Genomic DNA, 25,073 nt, shown 5'->3' on the forward strand with positions numbered 1-25,073 from the left:
CTGTTGCCAACACAGTAAAATTGCTAGTTTCTGTAACCCCGGGTTTCCCCCATGCCGCATACCTTCACCCTGCCCAACGTCCGCCGTGAAATCGCCGCCCTGTGGCAACTGGCCTGGCCGGTGCTGATCGGCCAGCTGGCCAATGTCGGCATGGGCGTGGCCGACGTCGCCATGACCGGCCACGCCAGCGCCGACGAGCTGGCGGCCGTGGCGCTGGGCGCCTCGGTGTGGGGCATCATCCTGGTGACGGTGACCGGCATCATGATGGCGGTCAACAGCATCGTGGCGCACGATGTCGGCGCCGGCGCACTCGACAAGGTGCCGCACACGGTGCGCCAGGCGCTGTGGGCCAGCGTCGGCGTGGGCGTGGCGGCGGCGCTGCTGGCCAACCTGGCCACCCTGGTGTTCGACTACCTGCAGTTGACGCCGCATGTGCAGGCCCAGGCCACGCTGTTCGTGCATTTCATCAGCATCGGCCTGGTGCCGCTGGCCGCCTACCGCGCGCTGTACGGCTACAGCGCCAGCATCAACGAGACCAAGCCGGTGATGGTGATCGCCCTGCTGGGCCTGCTGTTCAACGTGATCGTCAACTGGCTGCTGATCTTCGGCCACTTCGGCTTGCCCAAGCTGGGCGGCGTCGGCTGCGCGGTCGCCACCGGCCTGTGCATGTGGCTGATGCTGGGCGCCATGCTGCTGTGGATCCGCTACGCCCCGGCCTACCGCGCCACCTATCCGTTCAGCCACTGGGAATGGCCGCACTGGCCCGAGATCCGCACCACCTTGCGCCTCGGCCTGCCGATCGGCGTGACCTACTTTGCCGAAGTCAGCGCGTTTGGCGCGGTCAGTCTGCTGGTGGCGCGCTACGGCGTGGTGGAAGTGTCGGCGCACCAGATCGCGCTCAACTTCAGCTCGCTGACCTTCATGGTGCCGCTCAGCTTTGGCATCGCCCTGATCACCCGCGTCGGCCAGGCGATGGGCGAAGGGGATGCGGTGCGCGCGCGCTTCGTCTCGTGGGTCGGCGTCGGCATGTCGTTGGCGTTTGGCGCGCTGTCGGCGCTGCTGATGGTGCTGCTGCGCCAGCAGATCGCCGCCGCCTACACCTCCGATCTGGCGGTGCAGGCGCTGTGCGCCTACCTGCTGCTGTTTGCCGCGCTGTTTCAATTATTCGATGCTACCCAGGTTGCGGCATCGAGTGCGATACGCGGCTACAAGGTGACGCGCGCGCCGATGCAGATCCAGCTGCTGGCGTTCTGGGGCTTCGCGCTGCCGCTGGGCTGCTGGCTGGGACTGGGCCACGACATGGCGGCGGCCGGCTTCTGGATCGGCCTGACTATCGGACTGACAGTCGCGGCGGTGCTGCTCAGCTGGGCCCTGCAACGGCTGGCGTCACGCCGGGTGGCCGAAGGAAAAACGGTTTTAGGGCGCTGATTCCCAATCTTGCCGTCTCGCCACCGGCGGTGCGCTCTGGTATCGTCTCGGATTCTGCAACCAAGAGACAACACCATGCGCTTCCTTCTTTGTTCCCTCGCCCTGTTGGCCGGGACCCAAGCCTCGGCCGAACAACTCACGCTGGACCGCATCCACGGCGAATCCTCGCTCAGCGGCCCCGGCGTGCGCAGCCTGAAAGTCTCGCCGGATGGTGCCCGCGTCACCTTCCTGCGCGGCCGCGACGACAACCAGTTCCAGCTCGACCTGTGGGAATACAACCTCAAGGACAAGAGCACGCACCGCCTGATCGACTCCAAGATCCTGGTGGCGGAAGAAAAACTGTCCGACGCCGAAAAGGCGCGCCGCGAGCGTGAGCGCATCGCTTCGTTCAAGGGCATTCTCAACTACAGCTGGTCGCCGGACGGCAAGCGCCTGCTGGTGCCAATCGCGGGTAACCTGTATCTGGTCGACGCCGCCAAGCCGGATCAGGCGCGCCTGGTCGCTTCGGGCAATGTGCTCGATCCGAAGATCTCGCCGCAAGGCCGCTACGTCTCCTTCGTGCGCGACCAGAACCTGTTCGTGATCGAACTGGCGACCGGCAAGGAAAAGCAGCTGACCACCGATGGCAAGGACGCCATCCACAACGGTGAAGCTGAATTCGTGGCGCAGGAAGAAATGGGCCAGACCACCGGCTACTACTGGGCGCCGGACGATTCCGCCATCGCCTACAAGCGCTACGACGAAAGCCCGGTGCCGATCGCGCGCCGCTTTGAAATCTACGCCGACCGCACCGACGTGATCGAGCAGCGCTACCCGGCCGCCGGCGATCCTAACGTGCTGGTCGAGCTGAAGATCGTCTCGCCGGAAACCGGCGTGATTCGCGACGTCGACCTCGGCGCCAATAAGGATATCTATCTGGTGCGCGCCGACTGGGCCGCCAGCAGCAAGGCGCTGCTGTTCCAGCGCCAGAGCCGCGACCAGAAGACGCTGGAACTGGTGTCGGTCGATGCCGCCACGCTGGCGCAAAAAGTGCTGCTCACCGAAACCGCCAAGACCTGGGTCAGCATCTTCGACGACCTGCGCTTCCTGTCCAACAACAAGGGCTTCATCTGGTCGTCGGAACGCACCGGCCGCAAGCACCTGTATCTGTACGACATGAACGGCAAGCTGCTGCACCCGATCTCGAAAGGCGAATGGGGCGTGGAACAGCTGCTGGCCGTGGATGAAAAGAGCGGCCGCGTGTTCGTCGAATCCAACCGCGACGCGGTGATCGACAACCAGACCTATGCGCTGAAACTCGATGGCAGCAGCGCCGACAAACCAGTACGTCTCACGCAAGGCGACGGCTGGCACAACACCTCATTCGCGCGCAACGGCGAAGTGTTTGTCGACACCTTCTCCAACCCGGACACGCCGCCGCAAGTGAGCATCCGCCGTCCGGACGGCAGCATGATCGAATGGCTGGAGCACAACGAGCTGAACGCCAAGCACCCGTACGGCAAGTATCTCGATGCGCATCTGAAAACCGAGTACGGCTCGCTCAAGGCCAAGGATGGCCAGACCCTGTACTACTCGATGATCAAGCCGGCCAACTTCAACCCGGCCAAGAAATATCCGGTGTTCCTGTTCACCTACGGCGGCCCGCACTCGCAGCACGTGCAGCGCAAGTGGGGCAACTACTTCGACCAGTACATGGCGCAGCAAGGCTTCATCGTCTGGCGCCTGGACAACCGTGGTTCGGGCCGCCGCGAGCGCGCCTTCACCGACGCCAACTACCATCAACTGGGCCGCGTGGAAATCGAAGACCAGCTGACCGGCGTGGAATGGCTGGGCCAGCAAAGCTACGTGGACGCCAAGCGCGTCGGCGTGTTCGGCTGGAGCTACGGCGGCTTCATGACCTTGCGCCTGCTGGCGGAAGCATCGGACAAGATCGCGATGGGCGTATCGGTGGCGCCGGTGACCGACTGGTCGCTGTACGACACCCACTACACCGAGCAGTTCATGGGCACGCCGAAAGAGAACGCGGCCGGCTATGAATACAGCGGCGTGTACTCGCATCTCGACGGTCTGAAATCGCCGCTGCTGCTGATGCACGGCATGGCCGACGACAATGTGCTGTTCACCAACACCACGCGCATGATCGATGCGCTGGTGAAGCGCAACGTGCAGTTCGAGCTGATGACCTACCCGGGCGGCAAGCACGGCCTGTCGGGCCGGCCGTCGCAGCGCCACGTGTACGGCAAGATTGAAGCCTTCTTCAAGAAAAACCTGAAGCCTGAATAACAAAAAAGCCGCTGGTAACAGCGGCTTTTTTCATGGGCACTCGGCTTAGCGGTTGCCTTTGGCGATATCCTTGACGGCTTCCTTGGCGTCGCCATAGCCCTTCTGCAGCTTGCCTTCGGCCTGTTTATTCAGGCCCTTGGCTTGCTGTTCCGAGCTGCCGACCAGCTTGCCAGCCTCTTCCTGGATTTTACCGCCGACTTCCTTGGCCTTACCTTTGACTTGATCCTTGTTCATGATGGACTCCCAAGTTTGTGTGAGGAAGGCCAACTATAGGACGCTCACGGCAGAGCTTCTGTGCGTTCGCGTACGCAACGCCACACACTGGCCAGCCACGGCTGCTGCTCGCGCGGCAAGCCATCGGGCCGATAGTAATGCCGCACCGCCTCAAAGCCCGCCGCCACCAAATAACGCGCCCACGTTTCGTAGTCGTAGTAACTGCCATAGCGCGGACCATTCCAACCCTCGCGGTTATCGCCACGCGGATTGGAACTGAACAGCACGCCGCCGGTCTTCAATGCCGCATGCAAATCGCGCAGCACGTGCGGCAACGCTACGCTCGGCACATGAAACAGCGAAGCGTTGGCGTAGATGCCGTCAAAGTATTGAACCGGCAAATCAAGCTGCACGAAATCCTGCTGCCACACCTCGCAGCCGCTGTAGGCGCGCGCCATCTCGACGAACTGCGCAGCGCCATCAATGCCGACCGCCTCATGCCCCATCGCCTTGAATGCCTTCAAGTCGCGCCCCGGCCCGCAGCCGAGGTCGAGCAAGCGATATGGCGCCGGCGCCTCGATCGCCTCCAGCAAGGCCGCAATATTCTGGCTCACATCATGATCGATGGTGCCGGCAAAAAACTGTTCGGCACTGCGCTCGTAATGCTGCAGTGTGGTATGCGTGATTTTTTCTATCTCTTTATCGTCCATTCCGCCAGTGTACCCCGACACACAAAAGCGACGAAACCCGAGCAAATCTCTTCTTTCATTGGGCGAATCGCTATATAGTTAGCCTATAGCAACGCGCTCAACACCAAGGAGATAAATATGAAACTTGATGCCCTGTTCCAGAATCCAACTGCGTTGCCTACCGCGCCCAAAGTCGTGGAAGAGCTGATCAGCAGTTTCGACAAGGCCAGCGTCTCGACCGAAGAGATTGCAAAAAAATTGTCGACGGATCCGGTGCTGAGCGCCAAGCTGCTGCGCCTGGCCAACTCGGCCTACTACCACGTCTCGCGCAGCATCGGCACCGTCGAAGACGCCGTGCTGATGCTCGGCTTCGTGACCGTGCGCACGCTGGTCATTAGTTCCGGCCTGGTCAGCGGTTTCAAGACCGTGCCCGGCCTCGACCTGAAGCAGTTCTGGAAATACAGCCTGCACACCGCCGTCTCGGCCAAGTGGATCGCCAAGAAAACCAAGGAAAACACCGACCTCGCCTTCACCATCGGCATGATGCACGCCATCGGCCAGCTGGTGATCCATTCGGCCGCGCCGGAACAGGCGATGGCGCTGGACAAGGTGGCCGGCCCGCTGGACTCACGCCGCCTGGACGCCGAGCAGGCCTCGCTGGGCTACACCTTTGCCGACGTCGGCGCCGAACTGGCCAAGCGCTGGAAATTCCCGCATACCTTCTCGGAGACCATCTCGGCCTTCCCGGAACCGCACCACAACGGCGAACTGAACCGCCTGGCAGCGGTGGTGGCGCTGGCCGCCTGGCGCGCGCGCGTGGCGTCCGCCGAGCTGAGCGACGATGAAATCGCCGCTTGCTACCCGGTCGACCTGGCTGAGGAACTGGGCCTGGAAGACAACGCCCTGCTCGACGACATGCCGCCGCCGGACGAACTGAGCGCCGGCCTGGAAGAGCTCGTGAAGTAAAAAGTTAATCTTTACACACCAAAATCCGCCTGTTTTCACCTCAGGCGGATTTTTTTTCGATTTTTTTTCAAAAAAACCCTAAAGTTCCCGTTTAAGGCGACGTTAATCAGGACATGCGGTAATCCGCTTAACTTAGCCAGGTGGGAATATGACCTCTTCCGAAGTCCTCTCGATGTATGAAAACATTGCCGGTTTGACCAGCCAGATGGCGGCCGCCGCGCGTATGGGAGATTTGGACCGCCTCGGCAAGCTGGAAACCCAGTGCGCCGCTGAAGCCAGCGCCGTCAGCACCGGCGTGCCAGCCCTGGCCGGCGCCCAGCGCCTGCGCAAGATCGACCTGCTGAAACAAATCCTGGCCAACGACCGCGAAATCCGTGACGCTACCGATCCCTGGATGAACAACATTCCAGGCATGGCCCGCCAGTAAAAAGGACCTACCCTACGAAAAAGCGCCTCATCGAGGCGCTTTTTTTATTCCTGCTTACTGTTCCAGCGCCAGGCGCAGCGATAAGGCGATGCCCTGCGCGGCCTGGTTGATCTCGTCCAGCGACGGGAAGCTCGGGGCGATGCGGATGTGACGGTCGCGCGGATCCAAACCGTACGGGAAGGCGGCGCCGGCCGGGGTCAGGGTGATGCCGGCTTCTTTCGCCAGCGCCACGGTGCGCTTGGCGGCGCCATCCGGGGTGATCAGGTCGATGAAATAGCCGCCATCCGGCTGCGTCCACGACACGCCGGCCACCTCGCCGAGGTGCGCCTGGAACTGCGCCAGCACCGCATCGAACTTCGGCTTCAGCAGCTGGCGATGCTTTTCCATCAGCGCTTCCACCGTCGGCAGATCTTTCAGGAAGCGCACGTGGCGCAGCTGGTTGATCTTGTCCGGGCCGATGCTGCGCAGGCCGGCATACTTGGTCCACCACGCGATGTTGGCCGGCGAAGCCGCCAGCGCCGCCACGCCCGAACCAGCCCAGCTGACCTTGGACGACGACGCGAACACGATCGCGCGATCCGGGTTGCCGGCCTTGGCGCACGCTTCCAGGATATTGGCCACGGCCAGCTTCTGCTCGCCCAGGTGGTGGAAGCGGTAAGCGTCATCCCACATCAGGCGGAAGTCCGGCGCGGCGGTTTTCATCGCGGCCAGACGCTGCACCACCGATTCCGAATACACCACGCCGCCCGGGTTGCTGTACTTCGGCACGATCCACATGCCCTTGATGCTGGCGTCCTCGGCCACCAGTTTCTCCACCAGATCCATGTCCGGGCCGTCTTCATTCATCGGCACGTTGATCATCTTGATGCCGCGCGCTTCGCAGATCGCGAAGTGACGGTCGTAGCCCGGCACCGGGCACAGGAAGGTCACCGGATTCTGCACCCACGGCGCATGGCCGGGCACGCCGTTGAGCAGGCTGTAGACGATCACATCGTGCATCAGCGACAGGCTGGAGCTGCTGTCGACCACCACTTGCGCTGCCGGCACATCCAGCAACTGGCCAAACAGCGCGCGGATTTCCGGCAGGCCGATGGTGCCGCCGTAGTTGCGGGCATCGGTGCCGTCGGCAGCGATGTAGCCGTCCAGCGCTTCGGTCAGCGCGTTGGACAGGTCCAACTGCTCCGGCGCCGGCTTACCGCGCGACATATCGAGTTTGAGGCCGAGTTGTTTGAAGGCTTGGTATTGGTCAGCTACGCTCATGGAGGCTCTTTCAAATGTGGGGAAAATACTATACCCCAGATCGCCCTCATGGGATCAGAGCTTCCTGCTATATGCTTATGCGATTATTGCATCAGGCTTATGCATTTATTGCATCAAGCGACAGACTCGGGAGCCGGTTCGACGGCGGGTTCGGGCGCAGGCTTGTCAGCCTGCTTCTTGCGGAAACCTTGCCAGATTTTCAGCGGACCCGCGCCGGCGCTACGCTTGCGCAGGAACACAAAACCGCCGCCCAGCAGCGCCAGCAGGCCGACACCGCCGCCGATCAGCGGCAGCATGGAGCTGGATTGTTCGGCTGGTTTTTCCTTTTCTTTCTTGTACTTCAGCTTGGGCAGCACGCGCACCTGCTTGGTCGGCACCGATGCCGCCGCGCTGGCTGCAGCTTCGCCCGACGCGGCCGATGCTGCAGACGCGGCCGCTGCGGATGCAGACGCGCCCTCCGCCTTGGCCGCATGCGCCTCCGTCTCGCCCTGCGCCGACAAACTGGCCGAAGCCATCTTGGCACCCGCCTTCTCAGCCGCACCGCTCGACGCCGCGTGGCCCGCCGCTGCACTCGCGGCCGCACCATTCTTGGCCGCAGCCGGGGATGCGTCAGGCTTGGCGGCCGCACTCGCGGCGGGCTTGGCCGGACCGGCCGCACCGCCCGCCTGTCCGCCCGCCTGCGCGCCAGGCTTGGCCGATTGGCTAGCCGCCACGACTGCCGGCGCTGTGCCCGCTGCCGCTCCACCGGGCGCACCCTGCTTGGCCGCTGGCGCCGCCTGCACTGCTGTCGCCGTCGGCACCGCGCCGCCGAGCGCGCCTTGCAGCGCCTTCAGCCTGCCTTCCAGTTCGGTGATTTTGCCGGCCATCTCGGTATTGCGCGCATCGAGCGCCACGCATTCCTTGGCGCTCATGCCGGTCGGCGCGCACGATGCCGGCGCCGGCCGCTTCACGCCCTTGGGCAATGGCAGCGGCGCGAGTGGCAACAGCGCTTGCGCCACACCGACCGGCACCTCGGACGCCTCTTCGCGCGCCGACGGTGCGACTGGCTTACCGTCGCTCCCCACCAGCACGCCAGCGATCCGGCGCGCCTGGCCCGCCGCCTTGACTTCACCCGGCTTGCCCGTTTCCGCCTCATGCATCGACGGCAGCGGCGCCGGCTTGGCGCGCTCGCGTGCCGCTTCCGCCTTCGCAAGTTCCACCTTGGCTGCTTCCGCCTTGGCAGCCTCCAGTTTGGCGGCTTCCACTTTGGCCGCTTCCACCTTGGCGGCTTCTGCAGCGGCCGCCACACGGGCCGCGCGCGCTTGCGCGGCAATTTGCTCGGCCTGCGCCGGCGTCATGGCGCTGGCCGGCGGGATCGATTGCGCCACAGGCTGCGCCACCGCCGCCACAACCGGCGCCGGCGGCGGATTCGGATCCCGCTGCAGCCAGACGGTCGCCAGCCGCACCTCCGACTTACCCGGCGCGCCCAGCTCCACATACAAATGCAGGTACTCCGCCTCCACCGCGCGCGTGGTGGTCACATGCAGCAGTTGCTTCTGCCCGCGCTTTTCCACCTGCATGCGCACCGACGCCAGCGCTGGATTGATGGCCGTATTGGCCGCCCGGTATACATCCGCCTGCGCCAGCCGCACCGTCAGGTTGAGCGCCTCCTCCGGCGTCAGCGACACCAGCTCGATATCCACCGCCAGCGGCTGGCCGATGTACGAGCGCGGCGCGATATCGCCCAGCTCGGCCGCCTGCGCGGCACATGCCAAGGCTAACATCAGAGGAGTAAAGTGCTTGCGCTGCATCATCGTATCGGTCGCGGTCAGGCGAGAATTTCAAAAGTGTAACAGCTATAACGGCTGATTTTCCCGGTTTTGTAGCCCCCGGTTAATTTTTCCAAACTGCGCTACACTCATTGCTCTCTTCCCTACCAAGGATTCGTCCATGAGCACCCGTAGCGAACGCGACAGTTTTGGCCCGATCGACGTCCCCGACGCCCAGCTGTGGGGCGCGCAAACCCAGCGCTCCCTCGAACACTTCCGCATCTCGACCGAAAAAATGCCGACCGAGCTGGTCTACGCACTGGCCAGCGTCAAGCGCGCCGCCGCCCGCGTCAACCTCGACCTCGGCCTGCTGGAAGGCCCCAAGGCCATCGCCATCACCCAGGCCGCCGACGAAGTGCTGGCCGGCCAGCACCCAAGCGAATTCCCGCTGGCCGTGTGGCAGACCGGTTCCGGCACCCAGTCGAACATGAACATGAACGAAGTGCTGGCCAACCGTGGTTCCGAGCTGATGGGCGGGGTGCGCGGCGAGCGCCGCATGCTGCACCCGAACGACGACGTCAACAAAGGCCAGTCCTCGAACGACATTTTCCCGACCGCCATCCACGTGGCCGCCGCCCAGGCGCTGGCCAACAACGTGCTGCCGGCGCTGGCCCAGCTGCGCGCCAGCCTGCACAGCAAGGCCGAGGCGTTTGCCGACATCGTCAAGATCGGCCGCACCCACCTGCAGGACGCCACGCCGCTGACGCTGGGCCAGGAATTCTCCGGCTATGTGGCCCACCTCGACTTTGCCGAGCACGCCATCAAGGCCGCCCTGCCCGGCGTGCTGCAGCTGGCGGCCGGCGGCACCGCCGTCGGCACCGGCCTCAACGCGCATCCCGAGTACGCCACCCGCATCGCCGCCGAACTGGCCCACAACCTGCACCTGCCGTTCCAGAGCGCCGACAACAAATTCGCCGCGCTGGCCGGCCACGACGCCCTGCTCTCCGCGCACGGCGCACTGAAAACGCTGGCCGCCGCGCTGATGAAAATCGCCAACGACGTGCGCTGGATGGCGTCCGGTCCGCGCTCCGGCCTCGGCGAAATCACCATCCCCGAGAACGAGCCGGGCAGCTCCATCATGCCGGGCAAGGTCAATCCGACCCAGTGCGAAGCGCTGACCATGCTGGCCTGCCAGGTGTTCGGCAACGATGTCGCCATCACGATGGGCGGCGCCTCCGGCAACTTCGAGCTCAACGTCTACAAGCCGATGATCGCCCACAACTTCCTGCAAAGCGCGCGCCTGCTGGCCGACGGCATGCGCAGCTTCGAGGAACACTGCGTGCACGGCATCGAGCCGAACCGGGGACGGATAGCGGAATTGATGGAGCGCTCGCTGATGCTGGTGACGGCGCTGGCGCCGCACATCGGCTACGACAAGGCTGCCTCGATCGCCAAGAAAGCCCAGCACGAAGGCACCACCTTGCAGGAAGCCGCGCTGGCGCTCGGCTATGTGACGGCCGAGCAGTTCACCCAGTGGATCGTGCCGCTGGACATGACCAAGCCCGGCGCCAAGGGTTAAAAGCCGTAGCCGTAGCGCACGCCCATCAGCAGGTCCGGCCGGGCCGTGGCGTCGTGGCCGGGATTGATGCGGTACATCACCGCCCCGGTCAGCCGGCCCTTGTTGCCGTCGCGCCCGAACATCCGGGTGTAGCCGAGTTCAAAGTCACGCTCGGTGGCGGTCGGCCGCAGGTTCAGGCGCGGCCCGCCAAACCCGGCCACATTGGGGTCGACCGCTTGCTGCAGCGCGCCGCTCTGCTCAAGCGAGCCAGAGCGCACCTTGGCCGGGATCGACAAGGTGAAGGCCAGCCGGTCGTTGCTGGTGAAAACCTGGCGCTTCACATAACCAAGGCTGTAGGCCATCGTGCGCACCGACGACACTTGCGACAGCAGGCTGTCCGGCGTGCCGATGCCTGCGGTCTTGCCGTACGAGGCCAGCGCCATCAGCGAACTGGTCGGCGACAGCGCGTAGCCAAGCGACAGCGAAGTGAAGGTGGTGGTCGGCCGCGTGTTGAGGATCATCGACAAGCTGTGCTGCGTGCCCGGCGCGCCGCCCGCTTCACGCAGGACGCCGATGGTCAGGATCCCGGTGCCACGCCCCATTTTCTTCTCGAATTCGGCGCTGCTGAGGAAGCGCTTGCTGTGCTCGTTGAGCAGCGGCCCGAGCGGATCGAGCAGCGCCATATGCCCCGGCAGCGCGCCAAAGCGCAATCGCGGCGAGCCCGAACCGGCAAACGCCGCGTAGCGCTGGGCCGGCTCGCTGAGCAGCGTATCGGCCAGCGCAAACTGGCGATCTGCCCCCTCGAACAACAAGGCCGCATCGGCGCGTTTTTCAAACCACGGTGGTGTTTGCGACTGCGCAAACGGATCGGATGCGACGGCGTCTGCGCCGATCAGGCCCAGTGTCGCCAATGCCAGAAGTAGCTTGGTCATGATGCAACTCGCTGCGTTCGTTTACCCCCTGCTTAATCTTACAGCAGTTGATTCAGCATAGTCTTATCTTTTCCGCGTAGCAATCTAAATTACTCGGCGTTGGTGCGGTAAACTACGCTCATGTCGGAATGCCGCTACACTGTTCGCAGGCGCTGCGGCAGCCGATTTCACATCATGGCAACAGAGGATAAAATGCAGAAAGTTAGTTTCGAATTGAATGGCGAATTTGTTGAGCTGAATCAATTGCTCAAGCTGGCGGGCCTGTGCGACAGCGGCGGCGCCGGCAAGCAAATCGTCGCCAGCGGCGATGTCAAAGTCGACGGCAAGCAAGAGTTGCGCAAGACCGCCAAGATCCGCGCCGGCCAGCAGGTCAGTGTCGGCGACGTGAGAATCAGCGTGGTTGCCGCGTAATTTTTCTTGCGATACGGAAATAACGTCCTAAGCTGAAAGTATGGCGGGGGGTTGAGCGTGCGCAAACCGGTGCACACTGGCGCCGCTATATTGGCTAGGTTGGCCGCCCGGCTTTTTCAACTTGTTTTGACAGGGGGACGTCATGGACGGTCCTGAACCAAGCAGTCCCGCGCAGGAACGATTACTGGACGATTTGCGCCAGGTGATCGAGAACGCCGAAGAACTGCTGAAGAATACGGACCAGTATCATGGCGCTCAGTATGAGGCCGCCCGCAACAAGCTGGCCGACGCGCTGGTCGCCGCCACCGAAGAACTGACGCGCTTCGAGGACGTGCAGATCGATCGCATGATCGAACTGACCGAGGCCGCCAACCGCCTGCACCGGGATCTGACCGGCGAGGCCAAGCTGCTACGCGCCTTCCGCCGCGAGCCGTAATCCCACCAGTACCGCGTGCGCCAGCCAGTGTTGCAGGCTGGCGGCGACGTCGAAGTTGTCGTCTTCCTCAAAGGCCGCATCCAGCGCGGCGCCGAAATTCCCGCCTTCCGAAAGCATGCCCAATGCGGCGTGAGCGGCCGCGCTGAGCGGCTGCACGCTGGCTTGCCAGTGCGGGCGGACCACCATGCCGTGGCTGGCTGCGGCCATGTCTTGCGGGAAGGCCACGTCGCTGTCCGGCTGGTGGGCTTGCCAAAGCGGGATCACGGCCCAGTCGGATTTGAACAGTTGCGCTGCCGGATGCAGGCCGAAGTGGGCACTTTCCAGCTGGTCGGGCGGAATGGCGGCCAATTGCTGGGCGCTCACGCCCTCTGCCGCCGGCGCGTAGTGGGCGCGGTGCAGTTGCCATTCCAGTTTCGCCATGTCGGGCAGGTATGGGTAGTCCGCCACGTGCGGGAAGTCGCGCAGGAAAGTGCTGAAGTGCACACCGAAGCGGTTCAGGTCGGGATTGTCGGACGGATGGGCGCGGCCGTAGGCGCGCGCCAGGCCGCCGAAGAATTCCTCGCCGACCAGCGCCAGCACCACCGGGTAGGCGGCGGCCAGCGTCTTGGTCCAGGTGGTGGTCAGGTTGCCGCGATACAGGGCGTAGCGATGTTCGGCGTGGCCGCGCCCGGCGACGCACAGCGCCAATGCCTGCGGCGCCAGCTGTGCATTGAACAGCGCGCCGGCAAATAGTTGCTGATGCTGCGCCAGCTGCGGCGCGACGCCGCCTTCGCCGCCCGCGCCCGCAGCCGCCGGCGCGGAGACGGCGCCTGTCGGCGACGCGATGCCAGCCAGCGAGGCGGAAGCGGACGGCGCCGAGGCCGTGTGCGGCGCCGTGTTGGGTGGCGCTGCGACCGCATGCAGTCTGGCGGCTTTACCGGCTTCGTCCAGCAACACTTCCAGCGGCGGCACATCGGTATCCCACTCGATCAGCGTCGGCACCGCGCCGAAGCGGGCCAGCGCCGCTTGGTACAAGCGCCACACCGGTTCCGCCACGCGGTCGCCGTGATGATCGATCACCACCTCCGGCGTCACCAGATGCCCGGCCAGATGCATCTCGCCCACCACGCCGGGCGGAATTGCGGCCAGCGCCGCCAGCGCATCCTCGCCGTGGTTGCATTGATTGACGTACAGGTTATTGATGTCCAACAGCAGCCCGCAGCCGGTGCGCGCCGCCAGCGCGGCAAGGAACTCCGCCTCGCTCATGGCATCCGCATGGAAGCGGACATAGGTCGACACATTTTCCAGCAACAGCTGGCGGCCAAGCACATCCTGCACCTGGCTCACGCGGGCGCTGAGCAAGTCGAGCGCCGCCCGGTCCAGCGTCAAGGGCAGCAAATCGTTGAGTTGCCGGTCCGCCACCGCGCCCCAGCACAAATGCTCGGACACCAGCGCCGGCTCGACGCTGCGCACCAGCTCGCGCACGCGCTGCAAATGCGCTTCGAAAAAGCCGCGCGCCGAACCGAGTCCCAGTCCGACACCATGCAAGCTCACCGGATAATCGCGCCGCAATTGCTGCAGCACGTGCCAGTCCCAGCCGGACTGGCCAAGATAATTTTCGCTGTGCACCTCCAGCCACGCCACGCGCGGCCGGTGGGCCAGGAATTGCTTGTAGTGCGGAGCCCGCAGTCCTACGCCGACACCTTGTGCCATCTGCCCGGCTCCGCCTGCGATGAATTACTTGGCCGGCTTGGATTGCTTGGCCGGAGGCGTGGTCTTGCCGCCCGCTTTCTCGCATGTGCCCTTGGCCACGAATTTCCACTCGTCCGGCTCATTGTCGGCCTTGGCCTGGCCCGAGCAGGAGTGGGCGGCGGTGCCGCAATCGTTCTGGCCGGCCTTGGCCACGCCGTAGCATTTTTCCTGCTCTTCGGCGGCGGCGACGGTCGCGGTCTGGGTGGCGCACACGGTGGCCAGGGCGGCGGCGATCAGGGCTTGACGTTTATTCATGAAGGTCTCCAGTGGTGAAAAAGTTTAGCACCCGCAGCGTACCAGCAATGCCGCCGATACGCATCAGTCAAAACAGCAAATCTGGAGTGTGCGAGGAGACACCACGCACCGGACGGTGCGCAGCAAAGGTCGCGGCGACGGGCCGCGCGACGCCGCTCAGGCAGTCGTGTTGATGTTGTTGCCGAGGTGAGGCGGCAGATTAGGCACCGGCGGAATCGCCTCAATCAAGGCGGCAGCGCTGGAAGCCTGGATGTCCTGAGCTTTTTTCAGCACGGCAACACCGACGGCTTGCTTGGTGCCGGTGTCGGCAATCGTCGTTGCGGTCTGAGCAATACCGGTAACGTCCATGTGGTCCTCCAATTAGGGCTATCACCTTATTTACGGACGAAACGAAGCAGACTTTAGCGATTCGATGATTTTTTTTTCAGATGCTCGCGCAGCCAGGCCAGCACCTGCTGCGGCTGGTTCACGTCGAGCCAGGCCAGGCTGTCGCGCAAGCCGTCCGGGCGCTCGTGGTCGGCCGCCACCGCCACCACATGCTGGTCATGCGGATACAGCGGCGCCCGGCCGCAGGCCACACGGTAGACTTCCAGCTTGTCGATGGGATAGGACTTGAAACCTTCCAGCAGGGTCAGGTCGGCCGGCGACATGCGCGCCAGCTGTTCTTCCAGCGTCGGCTCCGGCTCGCTGCGCAGCTCGCGGATGATGGCGTAGCGGAACGGCGAGCCCACCATCACCTCGGCCGCGCCGGCCATACGCAGGCGCGCGCTATCCTTGTGTTGCGGTTCGAATTGCAGGTCGTGGTGGCTGTGCTTGATGACGTTGACTTTGACGCCCTGCGCCGCCAGCTGCGCCAGCAGGAATTCCAGCAGCGTGGTCTTGCCGCTGCCGGAGGTACCGATTACCCCGAGAACTTGTTGCATTGCCTGCCCTTCCACTGTTGATGCTCAGCATTATACGCAGCAACGCAAAGGGCGGTTTAGTGCTCCGGCCGGATGACGCCGCTGCTGCCGTTGGCGGCAATCGACAGGACAATCAGGCCCAGGCAGATCAGCAGCATGCTCAGGCCGCTTGGCTCGGCCGCCTGCGCGACTTCGGCGGCGTGGCTGCGCGGCGCATAGACAGTGGCGGCGATCAGGAAAGGCAAAAGTTTCAACTGTTTCATGATAGTTCCATTGCTGAGTTCACAATGATGGAAAAATATCATGTTTTCATGACAGGCAAATTACAGTTCAGTACGGGACGCGGTAGCGGTAGCCTTTGAAGTTGAAAACGGCTTCTTTCGGCTGCAATTTTTCCAGCAGCAGGCCCGGCGCGACCTCCTCGCCTTCGTGGCGCAAGATTTTGTCGACCAGCAGCAGACGGTCGGCGGCGTTTTTCGAGTAGATGTAGCCGCCCACTGTGACCGGCGGGATCGAGCGCTGAATCGGTTCCGGCAGGTCGCGCAGGTTGACCACCGGCTCTTCAGGCGCGGCGGACGGCTTGGCCGGAGCAGGTGCGGCAGCCCCGGCAGGCTGCGAGGCTGGCGCAGGCGCCGCAGCGCGGGCCATGTGGGCCACGGACGGCGGCAAGTCGGCCGCCGGGGCAGGCAGCGGAGTCGGGACAGTCGCTGGTGCGGCGCTCACCTGCGCGGCGGCAGTTGGCGCGGCAGCAGCAAGCGGCGATGCGGCCGGCTGCGCAGGCGTCGCCGCCAGCGGTGCGGAGGCCGGTTCCGGCGCACGCCACACCAGCACCAGCAGCACGCCGATCACGGCCGCCATCGCCACCACGGACAGCAGCATCGGCTTGCTGAAGCGCGCCGTCGCCGAGGCCGGACCGCTGCCCTGCAAGGTCGGCGCGTGGAGGGTGGGCGCATGGCCAAGCTGGCGTTCCGCCTGCGCCTTCTTCAGCGCTTCCAAAATATAAGACATAGCGATAACCGTGGTGAAGATCGTCCTATCTTAACGCATGCATCGTGCTTGACAAAGCCGCCGCACGCGCTAATACTATACCAAATGGTTAAGTATAACGACACCCAACTCGATCTCGTGTTCGCCGCCTTGTCCGACAGCACGCGGCGCCGCATCCTCGTCCAGCTCGATGCTGGCGCCTGCAGCGTGACCGAGCTGGCCCAGGCGCACGCCATGTCGCTGCCCGGCTTCATGAAGCACCTCGCGGTGCTGGAATCAGCCGGCCTGATCGCGCGCGCCAAGGAGGGCCGGGTGGTGCGCTGCGCGCTGGAAGCGGCGCCCATGCAAGAGGCCGCACAATGGATCGCCCACTACGAGCGCTTCTGGAACGGTCAGCTCGACGCGCTGGGGCGCTTTCTGTATCACCAGGAGGAAACCACATGCAAGCCAACGAAGTCCGCATCGTCCGACACTACCCCGCCAGCGCCGAGCGCGTCTGGTCCGCGTGGACCGAGCCGCAAGCGCTGAGCCGCTGGTTCGGCGCCGACACCGAAGCCGAACTGGACGTACGGCCCGGCGGCCGCTTCCGCATCCGCTTCCACTCGCCCGACGGCAGCGCCAACGAAGTCGGCGGCGAATACCAGGAAGTCACGCCGCCCAGCCGGCTGGTGTTCAGCTGGGCTTTCCACAGCACGCCGGAACGAATCTCGCGCATCAGCATCACACTGCAGGCGGTGGCCGGCGGCACCGAGCTGACCTTTGTGCACGACCGTTTCTTCGACCAGCAAGCGCGCGACAATCACCAACGCGGCTGGACCTTGTTCTTCACCAAGCTCGACCAATTACTACAGGAGACCTGACATGAAATACACCGGAAGCTGCCATTGCGGCCAGATCAAATTCGAAGCGGAGGGCGAGATCGGCACCGCCCTCGCCTGCAACTGCTCGATATGCCAGCGCAAGGGATCGCTGCTGTGGTTCGTGCCGCGCGACCAGCTGCGCCTGTTGACGCCGCCTGAAAACATCAGCACCTACCTGTTCAACAAGCACGTGATCAAGCACCACTTCTGCGCCAACTGCGGCATCCATCCGTACGGCGAAGGTGTGTCGCCCAACGGCGATGCGGTGGCGGCCGTCAACCTGCGCTGCATCGAGGATATCGACCTCAACGCGATCCCGGTGCATCACTACGACGGCCGCGCCATCTGATCAACGCAGGCGCGGCTCCTGCACGCCGCCCAGCTGGTACAGGCGGATGAAGGTCTTGGGGCCGGCCACGCCGTCGGCCTTGAGCTCCTGCGTGGCCTGGAACTCGGTCAGGCGCTTGCGCAGCGTGGCGTCCAGCGGCTGGTTTTCCTGCGGCTTGGGCAGGTCGTAGATTTGCGACAGGCGTTTGGCCAGCCAGTCCACGTCCGGGCCGCGATCGCCGCTGCGCACCTCGTCGCGCCATGCACGCGGGGCGCGCCAGTAAGTGGTGTACTCGCCGTCGTAGCGGGCGGACAGGGCTTCCAGTGAGATGGTTTGCGGTTTGCCGCCAGCGCTGACGATGGTGGCTGCGCCGGCGTCGAGTGCGGTCAGCAAGACGTAGTTGGGCGCGGCGGGATCATCGTGCAGCTTGAGCATGGCGGGACGGTCGAGCAGGCGCAAGTCCTCGATGCCGCCCTTCGCTTGCAGGCAGCGCAGATTGGCGCGTGCGGCGGTCGCGCATGGCTCGCCGTCGACCAGCGTCAATCCCCACAGCCCGGCCAGTTGGCGCAAGGCGGCAGCGCTGTCGCGTCCCGGTTGCGACGCAACAGGCGCGGTGCCCGCCGCAAGGCCGCCGGCCGATGCCGCGCCAGGCGCCAGCACGCCGGCTTTCGAGGCGCCGGCTGCAAGCGCGCCGGTGGGGCCGGCGCCGGCCGTCGCGGCGGCGGCCGCTTGCGCGCCTGGCACCATCGGCCTGGCTTCGCGCGACAGCAGTTGCCATGCCAGCGCGCTGATGGCCACGCCGCCCAGCACGCCCGCCGCCACCAGCGGCCAGCGCGCCGCCGCGCCATTCGCCGCGTCGGCGCCGCGCACGTCCGCACCGGCCGGCGCCGCCTGCCCGGCAAACACTTCACTGGCGGCACGCTTCAAAATCGTCCGCGTCACCTGTGGCTGGTTCTCCACATACGCGCCCAGCAGCGCCCGGTCGCACAGCAGATTGATCCGGCGCGGCACGCCCTTGGTCAGCTTGTGCACCAACCCCATCAGCTTGCGCGGGAACGGCGCAATCGCGGTCGCCCCCGCCACAGCCAGGCGGTGTTCGATGTACGTCCCCGTCTCCGTCTCCGACAGCGAACCGAGGTGATAACGCGCGATCACCCGCTGTGCCAGCTGCTCCAGTTCCGGCCGCGCCAGCATGCCGCGCAGCTCGGGCTGGCCGATCAGGATAATCTGCAACAGCTTGCGCTCGCTGGTCTCCAGGTTGGTCAGCAAGCGCAGCTGCTCCAGCACTTCCGCCGACAAATTCTGCGCCTCATCGATGATCAGCACATTGTTGCGCGCCTGCGCGTGGCTGGCCAGCAGGTAGGCATTGATCGCATCCACATAGCCCTTCACGCTGACCGCGCCCGCCACCGGCGGCGGCAATACAATCCCGAACTCGTCGCAGATCGACAGCAGCAACTCCTCCACCGACAGCTTGGGATTGAAGATGTAGCCGAGCTTGCAGTTCTCCGGAATCTGCTCCATGAAGCAGCGGCACACCGTGGTCTTGCCAGCGCCGATCTCACCGGTCAGCAGCACAAAGCCGCCGCCGCTGCCGATGCCGTACAACAGATGCGCCAAGGCCTCGCGATGACGCTCGCTCATGAACAGATAGCGCGGATCGGGGGCAATGGAAAACGGCGGTTGCTTGAGATTGAAATAGTGCGTGTACATGAAAGCCCAGTAAATGCGCGATGGGCTATTTTAGCCGTTGTCGGACGGCAGGCGGCTGCACTGGCGGCATCGGCTTGTACTTGGCGCAGTAAATCTTGGACTTGGTGTCGAAATACACGATGCGGCTGGCCGGCTTGGCCTCGCGCACCGGATAGGCCGAGGTGTCGATCACCGTGTAATGCGTGCCGACCTGGCGGATGATGGCCTGCTCCAGATTTTCCGGCGTGGACTCCGCCACCGCACCCACAAAAATATACGGGCTGGTGTCGTCGCTGACCATCACCTCGGAAATGGTGGTGCCCCACAGCGAGGCGCCGTCGGTGCGGAACCAGAACGCGCCGCCCTCATGCTTGTAGGCCGCGCCGAAATGCTTGAGGAAATAATTGTAGAAGTAGATATTGTCGGTATGGTCACGGCACAGCAGGCCGTTGCCGACGATGGTGCCAAACGTGGTCGGCACCGATTGCGCCGCCGCAGCGAGGCAAGCCAACGCCAGCGCGGCGCCGATGGCAGGAAAGCGCGCCCGCATTACGTTTTCGACAACCACGCGCGGTTGGCGCTGATGCGTGCCTTGGCCGTCGGTGGCAGTGCTTCGTAGCAGCCCGGATACTGTTTCAATGCATGCTCCCGGATTTCCTTCTGCAAGCCGTTAATCAAAAAGACATACAGCACACCACCGTCGCTGGTACTTTTCGTTCCCATGTATTTGATCATGTGCCCTCCTTTCCGGCTTCGTCCATTATAAACAGTAACGACCGCTCACACGGGAAGTTGAATGCGGCTCAGCCCCGTTTTTTTGCAGTTGATCCCACACTTCCGTGCGTCCATCCCACGGCGCGCGACGGCGGCTTGCTTTTGTCATATCGTCCAATCCTCGCCACTTCCGATACCGAGACCAACATGAAGCAGACGATCAAACACGCGGCGCTCGCCACCACCTTGCTGCTGGCTGCTGCGGCAGGCCACGCCGCCGACAAACAAGACGACAGCTACGGCAGCGAAACGCGCACCGTGGCGCCATTCAGCAACCTCAACCTGATCGGCCCGTTCCAGGTCATCGTGACGGCGCAAGGCGCCAACGCGGTGGAGCTGTCCGGCCCGCGCCGCCAGTTTGCCGAAATTGAAACCGTGGTCGAAGGCGACACCCTGACCATACGCCAGCCGCGCAAGCAAAAAGGCTGGACGCTCAACCTCAGCTGGGGCAAGAACGCCAAGCCGCTGACGGTACGCATCAACGCCGCCAACCTGAAAAGCCTGCGCAACGCCGGCAGCGGCGACGTCGAGCTGCAGCAATTCCAGGGCAAGCAGCTGACCCTGGTCTCGGATGGCCCCGGCGACATCCACGCCAGCGGCAAAGTGGGCGACCTCAGCGTGACTGCCAACGGCAGCGGCGACCTCGACCTGCGTTCCCTGTCGGCCGCCAACCTCAACCTGCAAATGAGCGGCCCCGGCGACGTCAGCGCCAGCGGCGTGACGCAAGACCTCAACCTGGTGGTCAGCGGTTCCGGCGACCTCGAGGTGGGCGACATCCACGCCAACCGCGTCAACGCCGCCCTGCACGGCCCCGGCTCGGTGGCGCTGCGCGGCACCGCCAAGGAAATCCGCGCCGAAGTGCACGGCTCGGGCGACCTCGACGCCTGCACCCTGAGCGCCGAAGCGGCCAGCGCCAACCTGCACGGCCCCGGCGAAGCCTGCATCGCCGGCCACATCAAGAAACTCGACGCCGAAGTCCACGGCTCCGGCGACCTCACCGTGCGCGGCCTCGAAGCGCAAAGCGTGCGCGCCCGCCTGAGCGGTCCCGGCAACATGGTGCTGTCCGGCACCACCACCGTGCTGAGCGCGCAAGTGAGCGGTTCGGGCGACCTCGACGCGCGCCAGCTGTGCACCCGCCAGACCGACGTCACGGTGCACGGCCCCGGCAACGCGGTGGTGGCCATCGCCGACAAAATGGATACCACCAAGACCCATCTGGTCACCTACCATCGTTGAAAGTGGCATGCAAATGCCACATCCGAGCCGGCACCAATAAATTTCAATTTAACAAGTAAAAACAAGAACTTACAAAACGATTCCAAGGAGACAACGCCAGTCCACTTCAATATTTTTTAATACCAGTTAAATACCTGTTGACAAGCTGGTTTGCCAACCCTATAGTGCCCTTCATCGCGGGCATCCCGGCACTAGCTTACTCAGGTAAACATGATCGAATTTTTCATCGGCGTTGACGGCGGCGGCAGTGGCACCCGGGTGCGCCTGGCGCGCGCCGACGGCACGGAAATCGCCGAAGGCGCCAGCGGCCCGTCCGGCCTGATGCATGGCATCGCCAAGGCCTGGGCCGCCGTCGACAGCGCGGCCGCCGTGGCCTTCCGCAGCGCCGGCCTCGACGTTCCCACCAAAGACCAGATCGCCATCGGCCTCGGCCTGGCTGGCGTGCACAACAAACAATGGGCGGCCGAATTCGTCGCCGCCAATCCCGGCTACGCGCAAGTGGCGCTGGAAAGCGACGGCCATACCACCGTGCTCGGCGCGCACCAGGGCCAGCCCGGCGCCATCATCGCGCTCGGCACCGGCAGCGTCGGCGAAATCAAACTGCCCGACGGCCGCCACGTGGAAGTCGGCGGCTGGGGCTTCCCGGCCGGCGACGAAGCCAGCGGCGCGTGGATGGGCCTGCGCGCCATCAACCACGTGCAGCAAGTGCTGGACGGCCGCATGCCGGCCAATGCCTTCGCTACCGACATCGCCAACGCCTGCGGTGGCGCCCGCAATGAAATCCAGAACTGGCTGGCGCAAGCGACCCAAACCAATTACGCGCAACTGGCGCGCATCATCCTGCAGCACGGCGAGAGCGACGACACCGCGCGCGGCATCCTGCTCGAAGCGGGCCGCCAGGTGCAGCTGATGGCCAATGCGCTCGACGCCAGCGGCACCCTGCCGATCGCCCTGTGCGGCGGCCTGGCCGCGCCGCTGCGCCCTTACCTGCCGGTGTCGATGTTGAAGCGCATCGTCAATCCGCATGGCGATTCGGCGGCCGGCGCGCTGCGCCTGATCCAGTCCCGTTCCAAGGAGTGAGCCCCATGCTGGCCCAGTTGAGCGACTTCACGCCGGATCCTGATAGCGATACCCCGCTGTACATGCAGTTGGCGAACAAGCTGTCCGATGGCATCGCCGGCGGCGACTGGCGCGCCAACGAAGCCTTGCCTTCCGAGCGCGTGCTGTCGGACATGCTCAACATCTCGCGGGTGACGGCGCGCAAGGCGATCGACATGCTGTGCGAACGCGGCATGCTGACCCGCAAGCGCGGCTCCGGCACCTACATCACGCCGAAACTCGAACAGCCGCTATCGCGCCTGACCAGTTTTTCCGAAGAGCTGCGCGAGCGCGGCTTCACGGCTGGCTCGCGCTGGCTGCAGCGCGACATCGGCATCGCCTCGCCGGTGGAACTGCTGTCGCTGGGCCTCTCGCCCAACATGCCGGTGGCGCGCTTGAAGCGCCTGCGCACCGCCGACGATGTGGTGATGGCGATTGAAACCACCACCATCCCGGCGCAGTACATGCCGAATCCGCACAGCGTAACCGAATCGCTGTACGGCTACCTGGAAGCCAACGGCACCATTCCGATGCGCGCGCTGCAGCATATCCGCGCCGTCAACGCCAGCGAGGAGCAAGCGCGCCTGGCCAATATTCCTGCGGGTGCCGCGATGCTGCACATCACCCGCGTCAGTTATCTCGACAACGGCGCTGCGGTGGAACTCACCCATTCGTACTGCCGCAGTGATTATTATGAATTCGTAGCGGAGTCGCGCAGATGAGCGATGCAATCAAAGGCAATATCCTGACACCGTCCGGCTGGGTCCACGGTGAAATCACATTCGACGAACGCATTGCGGCCATCATTGGCGGCAGCGCCGATCCTGCGCTCAATGAAGAAGTCTATATCCTGCCTGGCTTTATCGACCTGCACGTGCACGGCGGCGGCGGCAAGGACGTGATGGAAGGCGGCGACGCGGTCCACACCATCGCCGCGATCCACGCCAAACACGGCACCACCAGCATGCTGGCCACCACCATGACCGCGCCGCCGGAAGATATCGACATTGCGCTGAAAGGCATCGGCAAGGCCGCCGCCGCGCGCGGCAAGGGCGAAGCGCGTGTGCTCGGCGCCCACCTCGAAGGCCCGTACATCAACTCCGGCAAGCTCGGAGCGCAGCCGCCGTACGCGCGCTCCGCGACGCTGGCCGATGTGGAAAAACTGGAACAACTGGCGCCGCTGCGCGTGATCACCGTGGCGCCGGAAATCGATGGCCACCAGGCGCTGGTGAAGGAATTGTCGGACGCCGGCATGCGCGTGCAGATCGGCCATACGCTGGGCACCTACGAAGACGGCGTGGCCGCGCTGGCGCAAGGCGCGCGCAGCTTCACCCACCTGTTCAACGCCATGCCCGGCCTGCATCATCGTGAACCCGGCATGGTCGGCGCGGCGCTGGCGCACGGCACCTACGCCGAACTGATTCCCGACCTGCTGCACGTGCATCCGGGGGCGATCCGCACCGCGCTGCGCTGCATCCCGAACCTGTACTGCGTCACCGATTCAACTTCCGCCACCGGCATGCCGGACGGCGAGTATATGCTGGGCCGCCATAAAGTCATGAAATGCATGGGCGGCGTGCGGCTGCCTGATGGCACGCTGGCCGGCAGCACCCTCACTATGGACCAGGCGCTGCGCAACCTGGTCGGACTCGGCCTCGATCTGGCGGATGCCTCGGCACGGGTCTCAACGTATGCGGCCGATTATCTCGGCCTGCAAGAGCGGGGCCGCCTGGCTCCCGGCGCGTATGCCGACTTCGTGGTGCTCGACCGTGACCTGAAACTCAAAGCCGTCTATATCGAAGGAGAATTGTTGTGACCTCAATGATGTTGAAAGAAGCCCTGTCCGCAGCTGATTGCGTAGCCCAGCAACTGGCAAACGACGGCGACCGTTACGCGGAACTGGGCCGCAAATTGAGGAGCACTTCCTTCTCGACCGCCCTGACCATCGCGCGCGGCAGCTCGGACCACGCCTGCGCCTACGTGGCTTACCTGATCATGGCCCGCCTGGGCCGCGTGGTGGCGTCGCTGCCGATGTCGCTGGTGACGCTGAATAAATCGCCGCTGCTGACGCGCGACACGCTGGCCATCTCGATTTCGCAGTCGGGCCAGAGCCCGGACGTGGTGGAACCGATCCGCTACTTCCGCGATGGCGGCGCCACCACCATTGCGCTGGTCAACGATATCGATTCGCCGCTGGCGCACGCCGCCGAATTCGCCATGCCGCTGCGCGCTGGCAAAGAGCAAAGCGTGGCCGCCACCAAGAGCTTCATCACCAGCCTGGTGGCAGGTGCGCGCCTGGTGGCCGCATGGCAGAACGATCCTGAACTGCTGGCCGGCCTCGAAGCGCTGCCGGAATCGCTGCGCGCCGCGACCACCGAAGACTGGTCGAAGGCGGTGGAAGTGCTGACGCCTGCGCGTAACATCATGGTGGTTGGCCGTGGCATCAGCTTCCCGGTGGCGCTGGAAGCGTCGCTGAAATTCAAGGAGACGTCGGCGCTGCAAGCGGAAGCCTTCAGCGGTGCGGAAATCAAGCACGGCCCGATGGCGCTGATCGAAGACGGCTACCCGCTGGTGATCTTCGCCACCCGTGGCCCGACGCAAGCGAGCCTGCTGCAACTGGCGAGCGAAATGCGCGGCCGTGGTGCGCACGTGCTGCTGGCGGCGCCGGCCGATGTGGCGGAACGCGATTTGACCTTGCCGGTGGCGGCGACGCCGGATCTGGATCCTATCGTGGCGATCCAGGCGTTCTACAAAATGGCGGCGGAACTGTCGGCCGCGCGCGGCATGGACCCGGACCAGCCGCGCCACCTGAGCAAAGTCACCAAGACCAACTAAAGCATGCCCGCTCACGCGGTCGTC

29 protein-coding genes are annotated in these 25,073 nt (G+C 64.5%); 15 read left to right on the forward strand and 14 right to left on the reverse strand.

What is annotated here, in order from left to right:
- The first annotated feature begins 51 nt into the window (after positions 1 to 51).
- On the forward strand, positions 52 to 1,428 hold the full coding sequence (locus BMZ70_RS18925; protein ID WP_092278284.1) for an MATE family efflux transporter: 1,377 nt from the start codon (positions 52 to 54) through the stop codon (positions 1,426 to 1,428).
- 75 nt (positions 1,429 to 1,503) lie between these two features.
- Positions 1,504 to 3,711, forward strand: a complete 2,208-nt coding sequence (locus BMZ70_RS18930) for a S9 family peptidase (protein ID WP_092278286.1) — start codon at positions 1,504 to 1,506, stop codon at positions 3,709 to 3,711.
- Positions 3,712 to 3,756: 45 nt separating this feature from the next.
- Here the strand turns inward: BMZ70_RS18930 and BMZ70_RS18935 are convergent, their stop codons facing one another.
- Together BMZ70_RS18935 and BMZ70_RS18940 are read right to left on the reverse strand one after the other, a co-directional pair.
- Positions 3,757 to 3,945 carry a CsbD family protein gene (locus BMZ70_RS18935; RefSeq protein ID WP_092278288.1) on the reverse strand — a complete coding sequence of 63 codons (189 nt, stop codon included), beginning with the start codon at positions 3,943 to 3,945 and terminating at the stop codon, positions 3,757 to 3,759.
- A 44-nt stretch (positions 3,946 to 3,989) separates the two neighbouring features.
- On the reverse strand, positions 3,990 to 4,634 hold the full coding sequence (locus BMZ70_RS18940; RefSeq protein ID WP_092278290.1) for a class I SAM-dependent methyltransferase: 645 nt from the start codon (positions 4,632 to 4,634) through the stop codon (positions 3,990 to 3,992).
- A 117-nt stretch (positions 4,635 to 4,751) separates the two neighbouring features.
- Here BMZ70_RS18940 and BMZ70_RS18945 point away from each other — a divergent pair, with 117 nt between their 5' ends.
- Together BMZ70_RS18945 and BMZ70_RS18950 are read left to right on the forward strand one after the other, a co-directional pair.
- Complete coding sequence (locus BMZ70_RS18945; RefSeq protein ID WP_092278292.1) at positions 4,752 to 5,579, forward strand: HDOD domain-containing protein; 828 nt, start codon at positions 4,752 to 4,754, stop codon at positions 5,577 to 5,579.
- 148 nt (positions 5,580 to 5,727) lie between these two features.
- Positions 5,728 to 6,006, forward strand: a complete 279-nt coding sequence (locus BMZ70_RS18950; RefSeq protein WP_092278293.1) for a flagellar protein FliT — start codon at positions 5,728 to 5,730, stop codon at positions 6,004 to 6,006.
- Positions 6,007 to 6,060: 54 nt separating this feature from the next.
- Here the strand turns inward: BMZ70_RS18950 and BMZ70_RS18955 are convergent, their stop codons facing one another.
- On the reverse strand, positions 6,061 to 7,266 hold the full coding sequence (locus BMZ70_RS18955) for an aspartate aminotransferase type Ic (RefSeq protein WP_092278295.1): 1,206 nt from the start codon (positions 7,264 to 7,266) through the stop codon (positions 6,061 to 6,063).
- Between the two features lie 113 nt (positions 7,267 to 7,379).
- The gene (locus BMZ70_RS18960; protein WP_130301112.1) at positions 7,380 to 9,029 is read right to left on the reverse strand and encodes a FimV/HubP-related protein; all 1,650 of its coding nucleotides are present in this window, start codon (positions 9,027 to 9,029) and stop codon (positions 7,380 to 7,382) included.
- A 166-nt stretch (positions 9,030 to 9,195) separates the two neighbouring features.
- On the opposite strand from BMZ70_RS18960, the gene fumC reads away from it, so the two are divergent.
- Positions 9,196 to 10,593: a class II fumarate hydratase gene (fumC, locus tag BMZ70_RS18965; protein ID WP_092278299.1), complete on the forward strand. Its 1,398-nt coding sequence runs from the start codon at positions 9,196 to 9,198 to the stop codon at positions 10,591 to 10,593.
- Here the strand turns inward: fumC and BMZ70_RS18970 are convergent.
- Positions 10,590 to 11,504: a hypothetical protein gene (locus tag BMZ70_RS18970; RefSeq protein WP_092278301.1), complete on the reverse strand. Its 915-nt coding sequence runs from the start codon at positions 11,502 to 11,504 to the stop codon at positions 10,590 to 10,592. The two genes, fumC and BMZ70_RS18970, sit on opposite strands and share 4 nt — an antisense overlap.
- Before the next feature lie 192 nt (positions 11,505 to 11,696).
- On the opposite strand from BMZ70_RS18970, the gene BMZ70_RS18975 reads away from it, so the two are divergent.
- Positions 11,697 to 11,915, forward strand: a complete 219-nt coding sequence (locus tag BMZ70_RS18975) for an RNA-binding S4 domain-containing protein (protein WP_092278303.1) — start codon at positions 11,697 to 11,699, stop codon at positions 11,913 to 11,915.
- Between the two features lie 142 nt (positions 11,916 to 12,057).
- Entirely contained in the window at positions 12,058 to 12,351 is a 294-nt protein-coding gene (locus tag BMZ70_RS18980; RefSeq protein ID WP_092278305.1) for a DUF883 domain-containing protein, read from the forward strand.
- On the opposite strand, the gene BMZ70_RS18985 is transcribed toward BMZ70_RS18980, so the two are convergent.
- The 6 genes from BMZ70_RS18985 to BMZ70_RS19010 form a co-directional block, all read right to left on the reverse strand.
- On the reverse strand, positions 12,325 to 14,043 hold the full coding sequence (locus BMZ70_RS18985; protein ID WP_092278307.1) for an MNIO family bufferin maturase: 1,719 nt from the start codon (positions 14,041 to 14,043) through the stop codon (positions 12,325 to 12,327). The two genes, BMZ70_RS18980 and BMZ70_RS18985, sit on opposite strands and share 27 nt — an antisense overlap.
- A gap of 24 nt (positions 14,044 to 14,067) precedes the next feature.
- Positions 14,068 to 14,337, reverse strand: coding sequence for a BufA1 family periplasmic bufferin-type metallophore (locus BMZ70_RS18990; RefSeq protein WP_092278309.1), 270 nt, complete (start codon positions 14,335 to 14,337; stop codon positions 14,068 to 14,070).
- Between the two features lie 156 nt (positions 14,338 to 14,493).
- Positions 14,494 to 14,685, reverse strand: coding sequence for a YjfB family protein (locus tag BMZ70_RS18995; protein ID WP_092278311.1), 192 nt, complete (start codon positions 14,683 to 14,685; stop codon positions 14,494 to 14,496).
- A 53-nt stretch (positions 14,686 to 14,738) separates the two neighbouring features.
- A complete protein-coding gene (gene mobB / locus BMZ70_RS19000) occupies positions 14,739 to 15,260 on the reverse strand; it encodes a molybdopterin-guanine dinucleotide biosynthesis protein B (protein WP_092278313.1) in 522 nt (173 codons plus the stop codon).
- Positions 15,261 to 15,316: 56 nt separating this feature from the next.
- On the reverse strand, positions 15,317 to 15,502 hold the full coding sequence (locus BMZ70_RS19005; RefSeq protein WP_092278315.1) for a hypothetical protein: 186 nt from the start codon (positions 15,500 to 15,502) through the stop codon (positions 15,317 to 15,319).
- A 67-nt stretch (positions 15,503 to 15,569) separates the two neighbouring features.
- A complete protein-coding gene (locus BMZ70_RS19010; protein WP_092278317.1) occupies positions 15,570 to 16,247 on the reverse strand; it encodes a general secretion pathway protein GspB in 678 nt (225 codons plus the stop codon).
- Between the two features lie 84 nt (positions 16,248 to 16,331).
- Here BMZ70_RS19010 and BMZ70_RS19015 point away from each other — a divergent pair, with 84 nt between their 5' ends.
- From BMZ70_RS19015 to BMZ70_RS19025, 3 genes are read left to right on the forward strand one after another with little or no spacing between them, the layout of a single operon-like run.
- Positions 16,332 to 16,754 (forward strand): ArsR/SmtB family transcription factor, encoded by a 423-nt coding sequence (locus tag BMZ70_RS19015; RefSeq protein WP_092278319.1) that lies wholly within the window; start codon positions 16,332 to 16,334, stop codon positions 16,752 to 16,754.
- The gene (locus BMZ70_RS19020) at positions 16,667 to 17,086 is read left to right on the forward strand and encodes an SRPBCC family protein (protein WP_092278321.1); all 420 of its coding nucleotides are present in this window, start codon (positions 16,667 to 16,669) and stop codon (positions 17,084 to 17,086) included. Before BMZ70_RS19015 ends, BMZ70_RS19020 begins: the two co-directional genes overlap by 88 nt.
- 1 nt (position 17,087) lies before the next feature.
- A complete protein-coding gene (locus BMZ70_RS19025; protein WP_092278323.1) occupies positions 17,088 to 17,435 on the forward strand; it encodes a GFA family protein in 348 nt (115 codons plus the stop codon).
- Here the strand turns inward: BMZ70_RS19025 and BMZ70_RS19030 are convergent, their stop codons facing one another.
- The 3 genes from BMZ70_RS19030 to BMZ70_RS19040 are packed head-to-tail and all read right to left on the reverse strand — an operon-like array spanning position 17,436 to position 19,841.
- Positions 17,436 to 19,127, reverse strand: coding sequence for an AAA family ATPase (locus tag BMZ70_RS19030; protein ID WP_092278325.1), 1,692 nt, complete (start codon positions 19,125 to 19,127; stop codon positions 17,436 to 17,438). It lies immediately after the preceding gene.
- Between the two features lie 25 nt (positions 19,128 to 19,152).
- On the reverse strand, positions 19,153 to 19,656 hold the full coding sequence (locus BMZ70_RS19035; RefSeq protein WP_092278327.1) for a hypothetical protein: 504 nt from the start codon (positions 19,654 to 19,656) through the stop codon (positions 19,153 to 19,155).
- Complete coding sequence (locus tag BMZ70_RS19040; protein ID WP_092278329.1) at positions 19,656 to 19,841, reverse strand: hypothetical protein; 186 nt, start codon at positions 19,839 to 19,841, stop codon at positions 19,656 to 19,658. Before BMZ70_RS19040 ends, BMZ70_RS19035 begins: the two co-directional genes overlap by 1 nt.
- 186 nt (positions 19,842 to 20,027) lie before the next feature.
- Here BMZ70_RS19040 and BMZ70_RS19045 point away from each other — a divergent pair, with 186 nt between their 5' ends.
- The 5 genes from BMZ70_RS19045 (at position 20,028) to BMZ70_RS19065 (ending at position 25,049) form a co-directional block, all read left to right on the forward strand.
- Entirely contained in the window at positions 20,028 to 21,116 is a 1,089-nt protein-coding gene (locus BMZ70_RS19045; protein WP_092278331.1) for a GIN domain-containing protein, read from the forward strand.
- Between the two features lie 210 nt (positions 21,117 to 21,326).
- Positions 21,327 to 22,196 carry a glucosamine kinase nucleotide-binding domain-containing protein gene (locus tag BMZ70_RS19050; protein ID WP_092278333.1) on the forward strand — a complete coding sequence of 290 codons (870 nt, stop codon included), beginning with the start codon at positions 21,327 to 21,329 and terminating at the stop codon, positions 22,194 to 22,196.
- A 5-nt stretch (positions 22,197 to 22,201) separates the two neighbouring features.
- Positions 22,202 to 22,936, forward strand: a complete 735-nt coding sequence (locus BMZ70_RS19055; protein ID WP_092278335.1) for a GntR family transcriptional regulator — start codon at positions 22,202 to 22,204, stop codon at positions 22,934 to 22,936.
- Complete coding sequence (nagA, locus tag BMZ70_RS19060) at positions 22,933 to 24,030, forward strand: N-acetylglucosamine-6-phosphate deacetylase (RefSeq protein WP_092278336.1); 1,098 nt, start codon at positions 22,933 to 22,935, stop codon at positions 24,028 to 24,030. The genes BMZ70_RS19055 and nagA overlap by 4 nt, the downstream gene beginning before the upstream one ends.
- Positions 24,031 to 24,035: 5 nt before the next feature.
- Positions 24,036 to 25,049 carry an SIS domain-containing protein gene (locus BMZ70_RS19065; RefSeq protein WP_092278338.1) on the forward strand — a complete coding sequence of 338 codons (1,014 nt, stop codon included), beginning with the start codon at positions 24,036 to 24,038 and terminating at the stop codon, positions 25,047 to 25,049.
- Positions 25,050 to 25,073 lie beyond the last annotated feature (24 nt).

Origin of the sequence: Duganella sp. CF402, from assembly GCF_900109645.1 — a bacterium.
GTDB lineage: Bacteria > Pseudomonadota > Gammaproteobacteria > Burkholderiales > Burkholderiaceae_D > Rugamonas.

Excerpts from the sequence above, each read along its gene's own strand:
- BMZ70_RS18990 (WP_092278309.1), bottom strand. The coding sequence starts at position 14,337 with ATGAATAAACGTCAAGCCCTGATCGCCGCCGCCCTGGCCACCGTGTGC.
- BMZ70_RS18950 (WP_092278293.1), top strand. The coding sequence starts at position 5,728 with ATGACCTCTTCCGAAGTCCTCTCGATGTATGAAAACATTGCCGGTTTG.
- BMZ70_RS19040 (WP_092278329.1), bottom strand. The coding sequence starts at position 19,841 with ATGATCAAATACATGGGAACGAAAAGTACCAGCGACGGTGGTGTGCTG.
- BMZ70_RS19050 (WP_092278333.1), top strand. The coding sequence starts at position 21,327 with ATGATCGAATTTTTCATCGGCGTTGACGGCGGCGGCAGTGGCACCCGG.
- nagA (WP_092278336.1), top strand. The coding sequence starts at position 22,933 with ATGAGCGATGCAATCAAAGGCAATATCCTGACACCGTCCGGCTGGGTC.
- BMZ70_RS19045 (WP_092278331.1), top strand. The coding sequence starts at position 20,028 with ATGAAGCAGACGATCAAACACGCGGCGCTCGCCACCACCTTGCTGCTG.
- BMZ70_RS19005 (WP_092278315.1), bottom strand. The coding sequence starts at position 15,502 with ATGAAACAGTTGAAACTTTTGCCTTTCCTGATCGCCGCCACTGTCTAT.
- BMZ70_RS19035 (WP_092278327.1), bottom strand. The coding sequence starts at position 19,656 with ATGCGGGCGCGCTTTCCTGCCATCGGCGCCGCGCTGGCGTTGGCTTGC.
- BMZ70_RS18945 (WP_092278292.1), top strand. The coding sequence starts at position 4,752 with ATGAAACTTGATGCCCTGTTCCAGAATCCAACTGCGTTGCCTACCGCG.
- mobB (WP_092278313.1), bottom strand. The coding sequence starts at position 15,260 with ATGCAACAAGTTCTCGGGGTAATCGGTACCTCCGGCAGCGGCAAGACC.
- BMZ70_RS19020 (WP_092278321.1), top strand. The coding sequence starts at position 16,667 with ATGCAAGCCAACGAAGTCCGCATCGTCCGACACTACCCCGCCAGCGCC.
- fumC (WP_092278299.1), top strand. The coding sequence starts at position 9,196 with ATGAGCACCCGTAGCGAACGCGACAGTTTTGGCCCGATCGACGTCCCC.
- BMZ70_RS18925 (WP_092278284.1), top strand. The coding sequence starts at position 52 with ATGCCGCATACCTTCACCCTGCCCAACGTCCGCCGTGAAATCGCCGCC.
- BMZ70_RS18940 (WP_092278290.1), bottom strand. The coding sequence starts at position 4,634 with ATGGACGATAAAGAGATAGAAAAAATCACGCATACCACACTGCAGCAT.
- BMZ70_RS18980 (WP_092278305.1), top strand. The coding sequence starts at position 12,058 with ATGGACGGTCCTGAACCAAGCAGTCCCGCGCAGGAACGATTACTGGAC.
- BMZ70_RS18975 (WP_092278303.1), top strand. The coding sequence starts at position 11,697 with ATGCAGAAAGTTAGTTTCGAATTGAATGGCGAATTTGTTGAGCTGAAT.
- BMZ70_RS19015 (WP_092278319.1), top strand. The coding sequence starts at position 16,332 with ATGGTTAAGTATAACGACACCCAACTCGATCTCGTGTTCGCCGCCTTG.
- BMZ70_RS19010 (WP_092278317.1), bottom strand. The coding sequence starts at position 16,247 with ATGTCTTATATTTTGGAAGCGCTGAAGAAGGCGCAGGCGGAACGCCAG.
- BMZ70_RS19065 (WP_092278338.1), top strand. The coding sequence starts at position 24,036 with ATGATGTTGAAAGAAGCCCTGTCCGCAGCTGATTGCGTAGCCCAGCAA.
- BMZ70_RS19025 (WP_092278323.1), top strand. The coding sequence starts at position 17,088 with ATGAAATACACCGGAAGCTGCCATTGCGGCCAGATCAAATTCGAAGCG.
- BMZ70_RS19030 (WP_092278325.1), bottom strand. The coding sequence starts at position 19,127 with ATGTACACGCACTATTTCAATCTCAAGCAACCGCCGTTTTCCATTGCC.
- BMZ70_RS18985 (WP_092278307.1), bottom strand. The coding sequence starts at position 14,043 with ATGGCACAAGGTGTCGGCGTAGGACTGCGGGCTCCGCACTACAAGCAA.
- BMZ70_RS18995 (WP_092278311.1), bottom strand. The coding sequence starts at position 14,685 with ATGGACGTTACCGGTATTGCTCAGACCGCAACGACGATTGCCGACACC.
- BMZ70_RS18970 (WP_092278301.1), bottom strand. The coding sequence starts at position 11,504 with ATGACCAAGCTACTTCTGGCATTGGCGACACTGGGCCTGATCGGCGCA.
- BMZ70_RS18955 (WP_092278295.1), bottom strand. The coding sequence starts at position 7,266 with ATGAGCGTAGCTGACCAATACCAAGCCTTCAAACAACTCGGCCTCAAA.
- BMZ70_RS18960 (WP_130301112.1), bottom strand. The coding sequence starts at position 9,029 with ATGTTAGCCTTGGCATGTGCCGCGCAGGCGGCCGAGCTGGGCGATATC.
- BMZ70_RS18930 (WP_092278286.1), top strand. The coding sequence starts at position 1,504 with ATGCGCTTCCTTCTTTGTTCCCTCGCCCTGTTGGCCGGGACCCAAGCC.
- BMZ70_RS18935 (WP_092278288.1), bottom strand. The coding sequence starts at position 3,945 with ATGAACAAGGATCAAGTCAAAGGTAAGGCCAAGGAAGTCGGCGGTAAA.
- BMZ70_RS19055 (WP_092278335.1), top strand. The coding sequence starts at position 22,202 with ATGCTGGCCCAGTTGAGCGACTTCACGCCGGATCCTGATAGCGATACC.